Genomic DNA, 15,828 nt, shown 5'->3' with positions numbered 1-15,828 from the left:
TCCATCGGTTTTCCTCCTATCGATCTTATCCCTTTACACTTCCAACGACAAGCCCATGAACGAAATACCGCTGCAAGAACGGATACACGAGTAGAATCGGAATAACGGACAAAAAGATCTGGGAAGCTTGAGTGGTTCTATCCGACACCTGACTTAAGAGCGTCGCATCCTCCAGCGTCATCATCTCGCTCTGAATCATCGTCACCTGCTGTAACATGGACTGAAGATACGTAGCGAGTGGGTAGCCTTCCGGACTCTTCATATAGATCATGCCATCGAACCAGGCGTTCCAGTGTCCCACCATGGCGAACAGTGTAATGGTCGCGATACTTGGCAGAGAGATTGGAAGATAAATGCTCCATAAGGTGCGGAAATGTCCTGCCCCATCCATCCAGGAAGCTTCTTCAAGCTCCTTCGGTAATCCCCGGAAGAAATTAAGCATTAAAAGTACATTAAAGATCGGAACAGCGCCTGGCAAAATCAACGCCCAGATGGAATCCAGCAGTCCCGCTTCCTTAACCACCAGATAACCAGGGATCAATCCTCCACTGAATAACATGGTGAATACGAATATCCAGGCATAGAACGTTCTTGAACGGAATTTGGCAGCCTCTTTGGAGAGCGGATAAGCTACCAGAATCGTGAAGATCAGATTGGTCGTAACTCCTAGTACGACACGAAGAAGGCTTGTGCCGAATGAGTTCAGGAATTGCTGATTTTCCAGAATGTATTGATAGGAGGACAACGTAAAATCCACAGGCCAGAATGTGACACTGCCTGCTTTGACCGCATCACTCGAACTAAATGAAATCGCTAATATATTCACAATCGGGAACAGGCATAACAAGGCAAGAATCGTCAGGATGACGTAGTTAAACCCTAGAAACCACCGATAGGATCTTGAAGCGTGGTGCATGATTCTGCCTCCTTTCTAGAATATCCGATAATTCGCAAACCGATAGGCCAAGAAATAACCAAGTCCGATAAATATGAAGGACACGACAGATTTGATCAGACCCAACGCTGTCGAGACGGAATACTGTGCATCTTGCAATCCGATCCGGTAGATCATCGTATCCAGAATATCACCTGATTGATATACCAATGGATTATAGAGGTTGAACACTTGGTCAAAGCCACCATTAAGTACGTTTCCCAGACTAAGCGTTACCATCAAAATTACGATCGGGCGAATGCCTGGCAGTGTAATATGCCATGTCTGTTTCCATCTTCCCGCACCATCCATAACAGAGGCCTCATACAGAGATTTATCAATATTCGTGAGGGCAGCCAGATAGATAATGGTCCCGAATCCGAATTCTTTCCATTGGTCTGTAATGACAAGTATGTAAGGGAACCACTCATTACTGGCCAGGAATTGAATTGGGTCAATGCCCACGGCTTTTAACAACATATTAACGATCCCGGTGCTTGGAGATAACACATCCACGATGATTCCCGCCAGAATAACCCAGGAGAAAAAGTGAGGCATATAGATTACCGTCTGAATCGTTCGCTTAAATCCTGTCTTGCGAACCTCGTTGAGCACTAAGGCTACAAGTACCGGAATAACCAAGCCAGACACAATTTTCATCGTTGATATAAATACCGTATTCCATACAACCTGCGAGAACCCCGGCAGATCGAACAGATACCTGAAATTGTCCAAACCCACCCAATTCATATTTTTGAATCCGGCAATGGGAGAGAAATTCTGAAAGGCAATAGAGAGCCCCGCCATCGGAATGTAACCGAATACAATAATAATGAGCAGTCCAGGCAGAATCATGAGATGAAGCGGAACGTTTCGGATAAATTGTTTGTAGTTGGAACGCATAGCTGACTCCTCCTTCAACGTTAATTATAGGAGCAGCCAGATCACCGCAATAGTGTGGGCTATTTACTTTGGGTATCTTTTGTTGACCCTCTGCACTGGAACGCCAAAAAACCGCGATAATCGCGGTCTCTTGTTCATGATATGAATTTAATTCAGAATCTCCATAACTAATACATTCACTGAATGAGCTGTTAAGTTAACGACCACCGATGTCCCGGACAGTGTGATCTCCTGTTCTTGGGGAACCACTTTCTCATCATTCTTCTGATTCACATTCGGAATATGCACCAAATGATCTTCTCCAGTAAGTGTAATCAGTCTGGCTGAATCATCAACCTTCAGATCCTGAAGGCAAATCCGGGTTGATTTATCTACACCATCTGCATTGACCAGTTTCACATACACATGATGTTCATCTTTCGTAACAGAGTGGAATACTTCCCGGTTGTAAGCTTCCAGCTTGTAATCCAGAACCTTGCTGATATTACGTCCGTCTGTATAGGAACAAATCAGATTTTTCCCTGTATCCCCACCATAGTTAACCGTGATTGTATAGTCGGTCCCATTCTCGAGTGGTTCATAATTGGCCGCTCTCAGGTTACCTGCTGCCGAGCTGGATGAATAGTCTCCTAGTGTATAACCCTCAATACCTTGTTTGTACACCTTCACGCCTGTTGCGTTCCCGCCGTAACTGATTGCGTACTCGATAACATCCTTGTTCTCCGGCGAGATATCCGTCAGTCCTACACCGATGTAAAAACCATCTTCACCTGAAATTCTTTCAGCCTCAACGTGAACTTTGTAGTTGGTCCATTCGTCATTCAGCAGATACAATCCATTTAATCCACTTGATTGTGCGTTCAAGATGAGTCCTTTTCCTGGGGTTAACGTATATCCTTTCGATCCTGGAATCTGTCTCCATGCCTCACTAGGCTCTGTACGTTCCCTGAAATCTTCATCTAGCAGTATGGTGCCATCCACATTGGACGTCACCGTGACTCGTTTCACCACGATGTCTGCATGACCTGTTGCAATCTCGATGCCTCCACGAGGAATGAGATTCAGCGGTTTGCCTTTGCTATAGGTGGAGAATGAAGTCTCAAGCACCTGATCCCCTACATATTTTGCAAAAAGCTGCTGTACATAATAATTCGGTGTATACCATACTGTTTCATCATCAAACCAGATGCAGTCTGGCGTCCAGCGGTAAGTACCGTCCGTTAGTACTTTGTTGAACAATGGCGCATAGGCAGCCAAACGAACAACGTCTGCATTATTTTCAAACCCAGTCATGATCGCAGCTTCCGCAACCGCACCTGCCAGCGTGTTTTTGTCCGTGGAAGCATATTCTCCCACAAATACTTTGGATGTTTCTTTCCAATCGATACTTCCGTCTTCATGAAAGGCCCGGTCATAGTAGTTGTACCGATCTACGTTATTCAGCAGATATTCATTGGATCGATAATAGTGCTCATCCGCGATGGTATCCATGTAATTCTCCTGGTTCTCATACCAGGTTACGGTCTCTTCAATCACCTCTGTACCATCTGCAAAAGCAACCTGAGCTGATCCGGTCAGATTCCCGCTGAGGAATTTCCATCCTTCTTGGTACGCATCATCATCCGCCTGAGCACCAACCGTCGAGATAATGTGCAGCTCATGATCAGGATAGTTCTGTTTCATGTAGTCATCTATTGAACGTTTGAATACTTCGAAGTTGGCAAAAAATTCAGTGCCCCAGTTCTCATTGCCTACGCCCAGATAACGAAGATCAAACGGTTCAGGATGGCCCATCTGGCTTCGTACGGCTGCCCATTCGTTGTGTTCAAAGTCTGTACTGAGCGCAAAGTCGATCAGGTCTGTAAAGTTCCGGATATAATAATCCCTTAAAGCGCCACCCGCAGGGTGAGCATAATCCGAGCGTGCTTGACACAACACACCGCAAGCCATGACTGGAACTGGAGCGGCATTCAGATCTTCCGCCAGTTGGAAGTACTCCATATAACCGAGGCCCATCGTCATCATGTAACCCCAGACATTATAATTTTCTTTGCGGAGCTCAACTGGACCCACAGAATCTTTCCAGTCATATACGTTATCCCAGATAAATGACCCCTCCGAGATACATCCTCCCGGAAAACGCAAGAACTTCGGATGCAGATCTGCGAGTGCCTGGATTAGATCTTTTCTCAATCGATAGTTCGGGTTACCTGTGTAGTTGGCATGTGCTGTAGCCGATATTCCCTCTTCTGTCGGATCAGCTCCCCATACATTCTGAGGGACTAAGGACACCATATCGATGGAGATGTCACCTGCAAACGTAAGTGCCAGTTGACCAAGTACAGTCTCCGTTCCGATCAGAGACAAACCGTATTTCTTCCATGTGTTCCCGCCTTCAACATGCAGCGTTACCGAATCACTGATGGAAGTGTCACTTCCATCCTGCAATTGAATAGTGATCGTTCCTGCCAATTCTGCTTTTGCCCATACGGTAAAGTTATATGATTCACCCTGCTTGATGGACATGGCACAATGCTGGTTGGAGTCTGAGAATCCACGATTTCGAATCGTTGCCCCATCCTGAACCGTGACATAATAAGCATTTACTTCAGGGTCTTCCACATTAAAGTGAACATTCAGTCCATTCGTATGCTGCACGAGCATTTTCTCCGTATCGCCTGACCAGGCAAACAAAGGTTCACGATTTCGACCTGTCGAACAACCACATTCTCCAGAGTCATGCGAGTATGTATCAAATGCAAAAGATTCAAATGATCGATTCTGAACAAGCTCTGCATAGATTCCGCCATCTGCCGCGTTGTTAATATCCTCATAGAAAAGCCCATACATGACTTCACTGATATCAGCCACCTTCTGATCTCCATGGATGGTGACGGTATAGGGAGCGACATGTGCTGGCACAACAGACACGTCAAAGCTTTGGCTCAGCTTACGATCACCTCTGTTCAGAAGCGCACGGAGCGTAACCTCTTGTGCTGATGTGATCACCTGAACTTCTCCGCTCTCGGATAAGACTTCCGGCTTACTGGAGCTCCATTCAACAGACACTTTACCACCCAGCAAGTCTGCGGGTAATGATACATCCTTGGTGATGATTCGGTTGGGGAAGGACAAGTACTTGTCCGCCGCAAGCTTCACAATCGCTTCATCTGTCAGTGACTCACACATCACTTCAATGACTTCATCCATGGTGAGCGCTGACCCATAGATCCGAAAGTCGGATAACGAACCTGCAAAATCCACATCCGCTGCATACTGGGAACGTCCAATATAATTCTGGCTATAATTTTCGGGATCGGTGAAAGAATCAAACCATTCGCGCAATTTGGCATAATTGCCACTGGATGTCTGACTGATCGAGCCGTCTGCGGCCTTCTCCCCATTCACATATACAATTGGACCCGCACTGCTCAACGTTCCCCCTTGGCTGCCTGCTACGGAGAGTGCAATATGCAACCATTCTCCGCTTGCAACTCCTCGACTTGGGTGGACAACCAGATTATCTCCGGCGTATAACGTACCCAGAAGCTGACGTGTCAAAAATAAATACGGTCCCTTCTCCCCTTTGCCAAAGTCAAAAATGCGTTCCCACACATTGGACCCTTTGCCGAGAAACACCCAAGTTGCAATCGTAACTCCAGTGTTATCGCTTACATTCTGAAGCAAATTCGACGGTAATTGTAGATAAGAAGTTCCATTCGCTCCCCCGTTGAAAGTTACCGCCGTTCTACCTTTCAACTCGGATACCACAGGTAGGATCTCACCTTTGGCTATACCATCATGTCCCTTACCGGAGCTGTCCTTCCCGATTTGAACGGCATCTTCGAACGTGTATTGTGCGATTAATTGATTTTGATATGTGCTCATGTTCTTACCTCCTATGTAGTTGGGAATTGTCGGTTCACATTTTAATTCGTATTAATATAAAATGATTGATAAATAGTTAAACACATTTCTTAAACGTAATAATATCGCATCATCGATCCCCATTTCAATCCTAAATTTGAGAAAGACAACTGGTTTATTTGAATGTAATGACCTTTATCGGCTCTTTCCGTCTCTTATTTATTTTTCATTTTACTGTTAGAAACATTAGATTTATGGTTTACAAACATATAAATCAATTGATAATATAACAAATGAAAGCGCTTGATATGACGAAATACTCAAAGGAGGTCTGCCGAACCTTATATCGTGTGTTGCCAAGTATCGGTTGATTTTTCATTCCGGGGAATAGGAAAGGGGAAACGTATGAAACGTTATTGGGTTCGCGTACTTAACATTTCTGTACTAAGCACCACTTTACTTACTGCAACAACTTTGGCACCGGTCTCGGTGTTCGCAAATGGTTCAGGGGCAACCGTGGGTAACTCGCAGACTTCCACCACACCTCTCGCAAATCCTGCTCCAACATTTAAAAATGTTTCTGTGCATGACCCTTCCGTCATTAAGGTGGATGATACGTTTTATATTTTTGGTTCACACCTGCAAGTAGCTAAGTCCAAAGACTTTCTGAACTGGGATCTGGTCGCCTCCGGTGTTACGGATAACAACCCTGTTGTCCCCAATGTAACCCAGGAATTCGCTGAAGCGCTGGAATGGGCGCAGACGGATACGTTATGGGCAGCAGATGTCATTCAGCTCGCGGACGGCAAATTTTATATGTACTACAATGCTTGTAAAGGGGACTCCCCGCGATCAGCGCTCGGCATTGCTGTCGCAGACAATATCGAAGGCCCTTATAAGGATCAAGGCATTCTGTTGAAATCCGGCATGTGGGATCAGATCAGTGAAGATGGTACCATTTACGATGCAACGATTCATCCCAATGTGGTTGATCCTGATGTCTTCTATGATAAAAACGGCAAGTTATGGATGGTGTATGGCTCGTATTCCGGAGGGATTTTCATTCTGGAGATGGACGCGACGACAGGCAAACCACTGCCAAATCAAGGTTATGGCAAAAAGCTGACCGGAGGCAATCATAGTCGTATTGAAGCCCCTTACATGCTCTATAGTCCGGAAACCGATTATTATTATCTATACCTGTCTTACGGTGGACTAGGTGCTGACGGAGGATACAACATCCGTGTTGCTCGCTCCCAAACACCGGATGGACCTTTCCTAGATGCGGAAGGAAACGATATGATCAACGTTAAAGCGGACAAGGATAAACCGTTGTTTGACGATCGTTCTATTGAGCCTTTTGGAGTCAAATTAATGGGGAACTTCCTGTTTGAGAGACAGATCGGTGATCCGGGCACAGGCCTAGGTAGCGGGTATGTATCGCCAGGACACAACTCTGCTTATGTTGATCCGGAGACTGGCAAACAATTTCTCATCTTCCATACCCGCTTTCCAGGGCGTGGCGAAGAGCATGAAGTTCGCGTACACGAGATGCATATGAATGCAGATGGTTGGCCCGTTGTTTCTCCGTATCGCTATGCGGCCTTGGGAGAAGATACAACGCAACTGACAACTCAGGAGATCGCTGGTCAGTACCAATGGGTGAATCATGGTAAGGACATCACGGCGGACATCAAGCCATCCCAGACCGTACAGTTCACAGCAGATGGGCAGATTCATGGTGCCGTGACAGGAACATGGAGTCTTGGTGCAGACAACAAGGTTCAGATCACTTCGAATAACATTGTGTACAAAGGCACTTTCACACATGAATGGAATTCGGAATCTCAAAGTACGGTTCTGACCTTTAGCGCCCTCTCCTCCTCCGGGATAGCCATCTGGGGAAGTCAAGGTGTTGAACGGAGTGATCAGGACATTGTAGATGCGGTGAAAAAGGACCTGAGCATTAGCAATACGGATCAAGTGTTCTTTAATCTGTCTCTGCCTACCAAGGGAACAAGTGATGCAGACATTACGTGGAAAAGCTCCAATGCTTCGGCTCTATCCACTACAGGTGTAGTGCAGCGACCACGCGCTGGTAAGGGCGATGCCAAAGTGAAATTAACCGCAACGATTCATAAAGGAACTGCGGAAAGCTCCAAAACGTTTAATGTTATCATTCCACAGCAAGCGGTAAGCCCATTGCTCGGGGAGTATACTTTTGAACACAAGAAAATTGGCAAAGTCGCACAGGATTACAGCAAAAACGAATATCACGGACAAGCCTTTAACGTGGTCAGTTCTGCTGCAAGTGGCAAAAATCAGGCTGCTGCATTCAATGGGACAGACAGTTACATCCAGTTACCTGGACTCATTACAGATACAACGGATTTCACGTTTAGCGCCTGGGTCAATTGGGACGGCGGCGGGTCTTGGCAACGTATTTTCGACTTTGGAAATGGCTTGACGAGGCATATGTTCCTTACTCCCTCCCAACATAATGGGGCATTGCAATTCACCATTCATAATGAGGGACGGGATCAGAGCCTGATTGCAGCCAATCCACTGCCTTCCAAAGAGTGGGTTCATGTGGCTGTAACCCTTCAGGGTGATGTGGGTACTCTATATGTGAATGGTACATCGGTTGCTAGCAGCTCTGAGATTACTTTTAACCCGAAAGATCTACATGTAACGGAAGCTTATGTGGGCAAGAGTCGTTATACGGCTGATCCGTTCTACAAAGGCAGCTTGGATAACGTAAGAGTGTATGATAAAGCATTAACAGCCAAGGAAATCCAGCGTCAGGCCAAAGAAAAGCCTTAACTTAGAGTCCACTATCACAAGCGGTTGGTCTCCATAGTGCACACATCAATAAAGCAGCCAATGTTTTGAACTGAACCCTTTGTTATACATGACTAACAAGGGAGTTGCAGTTCGTTACATCAGGCTGCTTTGTTGTCACTTCACTTCGAATAATGAATAACCATGCTTAACTTGATAGCCGAAGCTCCGGGATTAATATAGGCATGGGGCTTGTCTGCTCGGAAACGGATCGACTCCCCTGAACTCACCATATATTCTTCCGTCCCCACCCGAATCGTAACTTCACCCTCAAAAACAGTAATAAATTCTTCAGTTCCTTCGATGTGCGATTCAGCACTTAAAGAAGATTCTACATCCATCTCCATCATGTACATTTCAAAGCGACGTCCTTCTTCAATAGGAAAATGCGGATATATTCGAACCCTGCCGTCATCTTCCATCAATACTTGAATATCATCCCCCGTTACAACGGTAGTATCTGACTTCGGCTCGTGGATCAAAGCAGTGAAGGAGGTTTTCAGGCCATTAGCAATCTTCCATACGGTTGCAATGGATGGATTGGATTCACCACGTTCAATCTGACCAAGCATGGTCTTGCTAATGCCAGACATTTCGGCGACCTTGTCCAGACTAAGTTTTCTTTGTTCCCTAAGCTGTTTCAGGTTCTGAGCAAGAATACTATTAATGTTTTTCAAAATCCACCCTCCTCATTTTATAATTATGTTGTGCTATATAACGCACATGTTGTACAATAATAAAGACCGTACGCTATAACGTACATTTCAGGTCATTATATCACACAACTAAGAAAACGTGGAGGAACCATGAACATCATACCTTTAGTGACCTATGCAATCATTGCTTCATTTACACCCGGACCCAACAATATCATTTCCATGACACATGCCAGAAATCAGGGGTTCCGCAAGACCCTTCCGTTTATTAGTGGAGTCGCAGCCGGCTGCCTGCTTATTATGTTTCTGTCCAGTTATTTCAACCTTATTCTTCATCAATATATTCCTAGAATCACACCCGTCTTAAACGTGTTAGGATGTGTGTACATGCTCTATCTGGCGCTCAAAATCATGCGAAGTAAACCTGCAGATGTGCAAGAAAACAAGGTCAATCATTATTCATTTCTATTTGGGTTCACCCTGCAATTCATCAATCCCAAAGTCATTCTGTATGGGCTTACTGCCATATCCGTTTTTGTTCTGCCTCTTGGGCAGTCCCATGTTCAATTAATTGTATTTTCCTTACTGCTCACCTTCATCGGTATTAGTGCCAATATGACCTGGGCGTTCGGTGGCATGTTATTCCAGAGCTTTTTATTAAGATACGAGCGTCCTGTTAATATCGTGATGGGTATGTTGTTAATTTACAGTGCACTATCAATCCTGATGTAAAATCTAATAGAAAAAGCGTCCACTCATTCAATGAGCTGAACGCTTTTATTTTTTATCCTAATTCCGGTCTCCACCATGGATGTGTAGGATAATCCTCCGTATGAAGCACAACCTTCTCGCCGATTTTGGGAGTTGCAATCTTAACGTTCAAAGCATGTGCAGCCTTCGTAATCCGTTCAACTGGTTCATTCCAGGCATGGTAGGCCAGCGTAAATGCTGCCCAATGAATCGGGATAAGCAACTTACCCTCCACATCCAAGTGTGCTTGCACTGTTTCTTCCGGCATCATGTGAATGTTGGACCACCGCTCGTCATATTGCCCACATTCCATCAAGGTGAGGTCAAATGGACCGTATTTACTGCCAATTTCCTTGAAATGAGGACCGTATCCGCTGTCCCCACTAAAGAACACCTTTGTATGTTGTCCAGCGATAACCCACGAACACCACAAGGTAGAATTACGGTCGAATAATCCTCTGCCCGAGAAATGTCTTGCTGGCGTGCAAGCCAATGTTAAACCTTTGAACGATAACTCATCCCACCAGTTGTGCTCGGTAATCTGTTCCGAAGGCACACCCAGTTGAATCAACCGACGACGGACGCCAAGCGGTACGATAAATCGCTTTGTTTTATCCTTTAATCTGCGAATGGAGTCATAATCCAGATGATCATAATGGTCATGCGATATAATGATTGCATCTAGCGTTGGGAAATCCTCCGGTTGAATCGGTAAATTGGTGCTGTAACGTTTGGTACCCACCCAGGATACTGGGGATGGACGATTACCCAGCATCGGATCAAAGAGCAACCTGTGCCCTTCAATCTCAAGCAAAAAAGCCGAATGTCCGAACCATGTAACCTGTGGATTATCCGACGCACTGAAGGTTTCAGCGGGTTCACATATCTCCATTGGCATCGTGCCCGATGGCCTCCGCTCTACATTGCCACGCATGGAATCTCTCAATATGCTGATCAGGGACTTGAAGTTCATGCCTGCTGATGTCGGGAGCTGATTTTCGTATTTTGTCATTATACATACCTTCTGTTCTATATAATCAATCTGTGATTCAATATTTGGATGAGATATATTCAACTATATCAGTTGAACTACACATTAACACTAGAACGTAGAGGACAGAAATAACCTGAAGAAGCGGAGCTAAAAGCTTTCTGGGGAAAGCTGCTTCGTAAGCATAAACTCGCCTTTATCACCAGATTTTCACCGTTATAAAAGTGAATTAAAAAAATCTGGGGATAACAGCGATCGGAAGGTTATTCTGTCATCGGAGTGAGCAGTGTAAATATTCTTTAGTTCAACTTATATCGTAGCTATATATTAATTCATTGACCGTTGATATTCAATTTTCGCTAGAACACGCCCTCCCCGCATGATCGAAAATAAACTGAATTAAGATAGAATTAAGACTCTGTTTTCTCTCGTATAAGATTGAAGTTATATGATAGGGAAAATACATGGAGAGTATGTGATAGAACATGAAGAAATGGCGTAAAAGATTAGTTAAGTTTTTGATATTTGACCTCGCGGTAATTCTGTTGCTTCTGGGTACAGGCGTGATCTACCAACAAGTGGGTTTAAGGCAGGATGCCAAAATACTCGTACCCCCTGGAAAGCTCTACAAAGTCCATGGAGACAATATGCATTTATATACTGGAGGAGAAGGCGATGTAACAGTAGTGCTCGCTTCTGGCTGGGGGACCGCTAATCCCTATGTAGATTATTATCCATTATATGAAAAGCTTGCTCCCAACACAAAATTCGCTGTATATGATCGATTTGGCTATGGATACAGTGATCAGACCGATAAGAAACGTGATGTCGATACCGTAGCTGAAGAATTACACGAGTTGTTGCAGGTATCTGGACAGAAGCCACCTTATGTATTAGTTGGACATTCACTCGGCTCGCTGGAAACCATCCGTTTCGCACAAAAATATCCGGATCTCGTCAAGGGTATCGTCATGATTGATGGCGGAAGCCCCGAATATTATTCAAATGACGATGACTCTTTGGCAGACACAATTGGTGGTTTTGCGAATAAATTACGTATCCAAACCGGACTATTCCGCCTCTCAATGCAATCTGACTTGGTTGTCGAAACTTCCAATGCCAATCGTAATGAACTGAAACTTGTACCCGAAGATCTGAAAAAATTGGATACAACTGCGCTGTTGCACAACTATGGTAATGCTAACACGTTGGATGAATTACGTGAAATAGCTGCCAATGCCAAAGTGGTTGTAGATCACAAGCAAACCTTAGCGTTTCCACTCACCATACTGACGGCTGATTACCTTGGTGCAAGTGAACCCGAATGGGATAAATCACAATTAGAATTCAAATCTTGGTCAGATGATTCAAAACAGGTAACCATTAAAGATACCGATCATTACATCCATCAATATCGACCTGACCTCGTTGCGGATGAAATATTGGCCCTGGTGAAGAAGTAACGTACACTCTGCTAAAGTAAGCTATGTTATATCATGAAAGAAACCCCGAAGATTCTCTAATATCTTTGGGGTTTTAAGTATGAGATTTATTGTGCTATCGCCAGTCTTGGCCGTTGGGACCTGAAATCGCTGAAAGCTTGTTCGATCTCTAATGAAGTCAACTGGTGACGATAAAAGTACTGTTCCATTGCCTCCATTTCGGTACGATCGCCATTGCAGATGTTATCAATTCTACGAATGACCTGGTTATATAAGCTCTCACGTCTGGAGTTCACAGGCTCACACAACCAAAAGTTCGTTCTCTTCACATCACCTGTCTTGGTCCAGAGCAAATTCTCATATCGGATGACATCCCAGTCCCAATATCCAGCATGAATCTGCTGAAGTTCCGTCGTAAACATATCGTATATCAAGTTGGGAGGAATGTGTCCATAGGTCTTACGGTACTCTTTCAGCTTGAATGCTTCAATCCACTCTGTCAGGGTGTACTCACCTGGTGAATACGCATACAATTTAGGTGCATAAGGATTACTTTGCAATGCCCTAAGTGCTTCACTTTCCATCTCCCCATCCAATCTTGCACGTGAAGCGTATACCTTGAGACAATAGTCTTGCAATCTATATACAACCGAGCTATTACTAATAAGCGAAGCCTGTAGAGTGAGATGGCCGTTTTTTTCGTAGTGCAACAGCATCTTTTCAATGTTATTGCCAATGGGATTGATGATGATCATAATGATGTCTCCTTGATTAAAAATAAAATATAAACCGTTTTCGAATTGGTTAAAAATTGTACTAATACATTCTATATTACCCTTTTATATTAGTATGAACATATACAATTTTGCCGGAACATGAAGTATTTGCTCTGAAATTCATTCTTTAAACCGCCGTATTCCGGCTACATTTTTACTCTAAAGGCTGTAACCCGTTTCACGTCAACACCAAAAAAGATAGAATAAATAACGCAAAAAAGCGATGCATCCTTATGGGTAAGGACGCATCGCTCTTCATTTTACGTAGTTTACATTAATTAATGCATTGGACCTTGTTGTCCAGCTTGCGCTCCAACTTTGACCCGTTTCACAAAGAGTGAAATGATCAGTCCGATTACGGCAAGAACCAATGCAAAGACAAATGCATTTTGTACACCTGACGTGAAACCAGCCAACTGGTTCTCCGGGGTCTCAGGGTTCGCCACACTGCTCAAGAATCGAGTCTGTCCTGCGCTCAGGATACTTACTGCCACAGCCGTACCAATTGCACCGGAGACTTGTTGCAGTGTATTCATAATCGCAGTGCCGTGAGGGTAGAACTCAGGAGGCAATTGGTTCAAACCGTTCGTTTGTGCAGGCATCATGATCATCGAAATACCAACCATCATGAATACGTGCAATGTAATGATCGTGCCAAGGGAAGTTGTTGCTTCGATGCCTGTATACAGGAACAAAACAACGGATACGATAGCCATCCCGATAATAACAAGCCATTTTGGACCAAACTTGTCGAACAGACGTCCCATGATTGGAGACAAGAATCCATTCAGCAAGCTACCTGGCAACAGGACTAGTCCAGCAGTCAACGCTGTAACCGCCATACCTTGTTGCAAGTACATCGGCAGAATCAACATCGAAGACAGCATCATCATCATAGAGATGAAGATCAGGATCAGACCAATCGTGAACATCGGATATCGGAATGCACGCAGATCCATCATTGGCTGCTTCATTCTTAGCTGACGGATACTGAATAACAGCAAGGACAACACACCAATAACGAGAGTGGCAACAACAACCGGACTAGTCCAGCCTCCGCCAGTTTCCCCGTGTCCCCCTGCGCTACTGAAGCCGTATACGATACCACCAAAACCAAGGGTAGAAAGGATAATGGACAGTACGTCAATTTTGGGCTTGGTCAATTTCGAAATATTCGGCAAGAACAGCAAGCCACATACCAGTGAAATAATGAAGAACGGCAAGGAGATCCAGAAGATCCAGTGCCAGCTCAGATTAGCCAGGATCAGACCGGAGATACTCGGACCGCTTGCTGGTGCAAACATGATAACCAAACCGATCAATCCCATGGCCGCTCCACGTTTTTCAATCGGGAAAATAACCAATATCGTGTTAAACATCAGTGGCAGCAACAGCGCTGTACCTACAGCCTGTAATACCCGTGCCACCAACAGAATTTCGAAGCTAGGTGCAAGCGCAGCAACAAATGTGCCTGCAATGGAGAAAATCAGGGACGTTGTGAACAGCTGTCTAGTTGAAAACCATTGCAACAGCATACCGGATACCGGCACCAGGATTCCCAACACAAGCAGGTAACCTGTGGTTAACCATTGAATCGTTGTAGGTCCAACTTCAAGCAGACCCATAAGTGGTGTCAAAGCCACGTTTAATGCCGTTTCCCCAAACAGACCAATAAAGCCGCTCAGCAGCATTGCGAACAAAATCGGAAATACCTTATATTGCTTAGTTTCTTGTTGATTCTGTGCAGAATCAGCCTTCATGGAAACCTCCACGATCCCATCCTCCTCAAACGTATCGAACTTTCTTTTTCTCTATCTCTTGGTATAACTTATTGAATCTGTTTGGCGTTCTTCGTCACAACCGACAAATACTCAGCAGCCGTCAGCAGAGGCTGTTTATCCTGATTTGTCAGGCTGATAATCAGTGCTCCCTCCATCAAAGAAATGATCAGAAGTGCCGTCTCCCGCGCCTTCTCTTCACCAACACCATCCAGAATCAGATGTTTCTTAATGACATCCTGCCAATCTGCAAATACACCCTGACATGCAATACGCAACTGCTGACTAATACATGATGTCTCCACAGCTGCCCAGAAGCTGAATGGCAGAAATCCGGTAAACCCGGCTGCTTCTGTTTCATGAGCCAAATCATGAATAAATCTCTGAATGGCATCCCCCGTATTGTCGTGGGCTGCAAATGTTTTCTCAAATGTCTGCAGGATATGCTCATTGGCTTTTTGAATACACTCGTGCGCGAGCTCTTCCTTGCCATGCGGGAAATAATGATACAACGACCCTTTCGGCGTACTACTCTCTTTGATGATCTGATTCAGACCGGTCGCATGATATCCTTGTGAAAAAAACAGTCTCGCTGCTGTGCTGACAATGGACTCTCTAGCATTAGACTTTTCACTCAACGAAAGCCACTTCCTTCAAATAATTATAACAATCGGTCTATATAATTAAACTCGCTCAGATCGACACTGTCAATCATTTTTATTTCAAATTTTAATGTAAACGCTAACAGTTCAGGAGTGAGAAAATAAACCGAGCGACGGCTCATGGTCAGATCATCATAACAGCCGCTAATTTGGAGACAAAGCTCCAGATTAAGCGGCTGTTTGTTAGCATGAGTATATTAAGGATTGTATATTAGTAGTTATTGGAGT

11 protein-coding genes are annotated in these 15,828 nt (G+C 44.6%); 3 read left to right on the top strand and 8 right to left on the bottom strand.

What is annotated here, in order from left to right; all coding sequences use genetic code 11:
* Positions 1 to 25: 25 nt before the first annotated feature.
* The 3 genes from QNO02_RS13425 to QNO02_RS13415 all read right to left on the bottom strand — a co-directional run bounded on the left by QNO02_RS13425 (position 26) and on the right by QNO02_RS13415 (position 5,725).
* Positions 26 to 916, bottom strand: coding sequence for a carbohydrate ABC transporter permease (locus tag QNO02_RS13425; protein WP_091030961.1), 891 nt, complete (start codon positions 914 to 916; stop codon positions 26 to 28).
* 15 nt (positions 917 to 931) lie between these two features.
* Complete coding sequence (locus tag QNO02_RS13420) at positions 932 to 1,837, bottom strand: ABC transporter permease (protein ID WP_289392363.1); 906 nt, start codon at positions 1,835 to 1,837, stop codon at positions 932 to 934.
* A gap of 147 nt (positions 1,838 to 1,984) precedes the next feature.
* Positions 1,985 to 5,725: an alpha-L-arabinofuranosidase family protein gene (locus tag QNO02_RS13415; RefSeq protein ID WP_289392361.1), complete on the bottom strand. Its 3,741-nt coding sequence runs from the start codon at positions 5,723 to 5,725 to the stop codon at positions 1,985 to 1,987.
* A gap of 384 nt (positions 5,726 to 6,109) precedes the next feature.
* On the opposite strand from QNO02_RS13415, the gene abnB reads away from it, so the two are divergent.
* Positions 6,110 to 8,527: an arabinan endo-1,5-alpha-L-arabinosidase AbnB gene (gene abnB / locus QNO02_RS13410; RefSeq protein WP_289392360.1), complete on the top strand. Its 2,418-nt coding sequence runs from the start codon at positions 6,110 to 6,112 to the stop codon at positions 8,525 to 8,527.
* Between the two features lie 140 nt (positions 8,528 to 8,667).
* Here abnB and QNO02_RS13405 read toward each other — a convergent pair whose 3' ends face one another.
* Entirely contained in the window at positions 8,668 to 9,222 is a 555-nt protein-coding gene (locus tag QNO02_RS13405; protein ID WP_289392359.1) for a helix-turn-helix domain-containing protein, read from the bottom strand.
* A gap of 129 nt (positions 9,223 to 9,351) precedes the next feature.
* On the opposite strand from QNO02_RS13405, the gene QNO02_RS13400 reads away from it, so the two are divergent.
* Positions 9,352 to 9,933, top strand: coding sequence for a LysE family transporter (locus QNO02_RS13400; protein ID WP_289392358.1), 582 nt, complete (start codon positions 9,352 to 9,354; stop codon positions 9,931 to 9,933).
* A 52-nt stretch (positions 9,934 to 9,985) separates the two neighbouring features.
* Here QNO02_RS13400 and QNO02_RS13395 read toward each other — a convergent pair whose 3' ends face one another.
* Complete coding sequence (locus QNO02_RS13395; RefSeq protein WP_289392357.1) at positions 9,986 to 10,963, bottom strand: MBL fold metallo-hydrolase; 978 nt, start codon at positions 10,961 to 10,963, stop codon at positions 9,986 to 9,988.
* A gap of 464 nt (positions 10,964 to 11,427) precedes the next feature.
* Here QNO02_RS13395 and QNO02_RS13390 point away from each other — a divergent pair, with 464 nt between their 5' ends.
* Positions 11,428 to 12,405, top strand: a complete 978-nt coding sequence (locus tag QNO02_RS13390; RefSeq protein ID WP_133384617.1) for an alpha/beta fold hydrolase — start codon at positions 11,428 to 11,430, stop codon at positions 12,403 to 12,405.
* A gap of 86 nt (positions 12,406 to 12,491) precedes the next feature.
* Here the strand turns inward: QNO02_RS13390 and QNO02_RS13385 are convergent, their stop codons facing one another.
* The 3 genes from QNO02_RS13385 to QNO02_RS13375 form a co-directional block, all read right to left on the bottom strand.
* Positions 12,492 to 13,139, bottom strand: coding sequence for a protein kinase family protein (locus QNO02_RS13385; RefSeq protein ID WP_289392356.1), 648 nt, complete (start codon positions 13,137 to 13,139; stop codon positions 12,492 to 12,494).
* Between the two features lie 299 nt (positions 13,140 to 13,438).
* Complete coding sequence (locus tag QNO02_RS13380; RefSeq protein ID WP_094030642.1) at positions 13,439 to 14,920, bottom strand: DHA2 family efflux MFS transporter permease subunit; 1,482 nt, start codon at positions 14,918 to 14,920, stop codon at positions 13,439 to 13,441.
* Positions 14,921 to 14,988: 68 nt separating this feature from the next.
* Entirely contained in the window at positions 14,989 to 15,576 is a 588-nt protein-coding gene (locus QNO02_RS13375) for a TetR/AcrR family transcriptional regulator (RefSeq protein ID WP_036608373.1), read from the bottom strand.
* Between the last annotated feature and the right edge of the window lie 252 nt (positions 15,577 to 15,828).

Origin of the sequence: Paenibacillus sp. PK1-4R (genome assembly GCF_030369595.1) — a bacterium.
Taxonomy (GTDB): domain Bacteria; phylum Bacillota; class Bacilli; order Paenibacillales; family Paenibacillaceae; genus Paenibacillus.
This window is presented reverse-complemented; position numbering and strand designations above follow the sequence as displayed.

Coding starts and splice junctions, on each gene's coding strand:
- QNO02_RS13415 (WP_289392361.1), bottom strand. CDS start 5,725: ATGAGCACATATCAAAATCAATTAATCGCACAATACACGTTCGAAGAT.
- QNO02_RS13380 (WP_094030642.1), bottom strand. CDS start 14,920: ATGAAGGCTGATTCTGCACAGAATCAACAAGAAACTAAGCAATATAAG.
- QNO02_RS13400 (WP_289392358.1), top strand. CDS start 9,352: ATGAACATCATACCTTTAGTGACCTATGCAATCATTGCTTCATTTACA.
- QNO02_RS13385 (WP_289392356.1), bottom strand. CDS start 13,139: ATGATCATCATCAATCCCATTGGCAATAACATTGAAAAGATGCTGTTG.
- QNO02_RS13395 (WP_289392357.1), bottom strand. CDS start 10,963: ATGACAAAATACGAAAATCAGCTCCCGACATCAGCAGGCATGAACTTC.
- QNO02_RS13390 (WP_133384617.1), top strand. CDS start 11,428: ATGAAGAAATGGCGTAAAAGATTAGTTAAGTTTTTGATATTTGACCTC.
- QNO02_RS13420 (WP_289392363.1), bottom strand. CDS start 1,837: ATGCGTTCCAACTACAAACAATTTATCCGAAACGTTCCGCTTCATCTC.
- QNO02_RS13425 (WP_091030961.1), bottom strand. CDS start 916: ATGCACCACGCTTCAAGATCCTATCGGTGGTTTCTAGGGTTTAACTAC.
- abnB (WP_289392360.1), top strand. CDS start 6,110: ATGAAACGTTATTGGGTTCGCGTACTTAACATTTCTGTACTAAGCACC.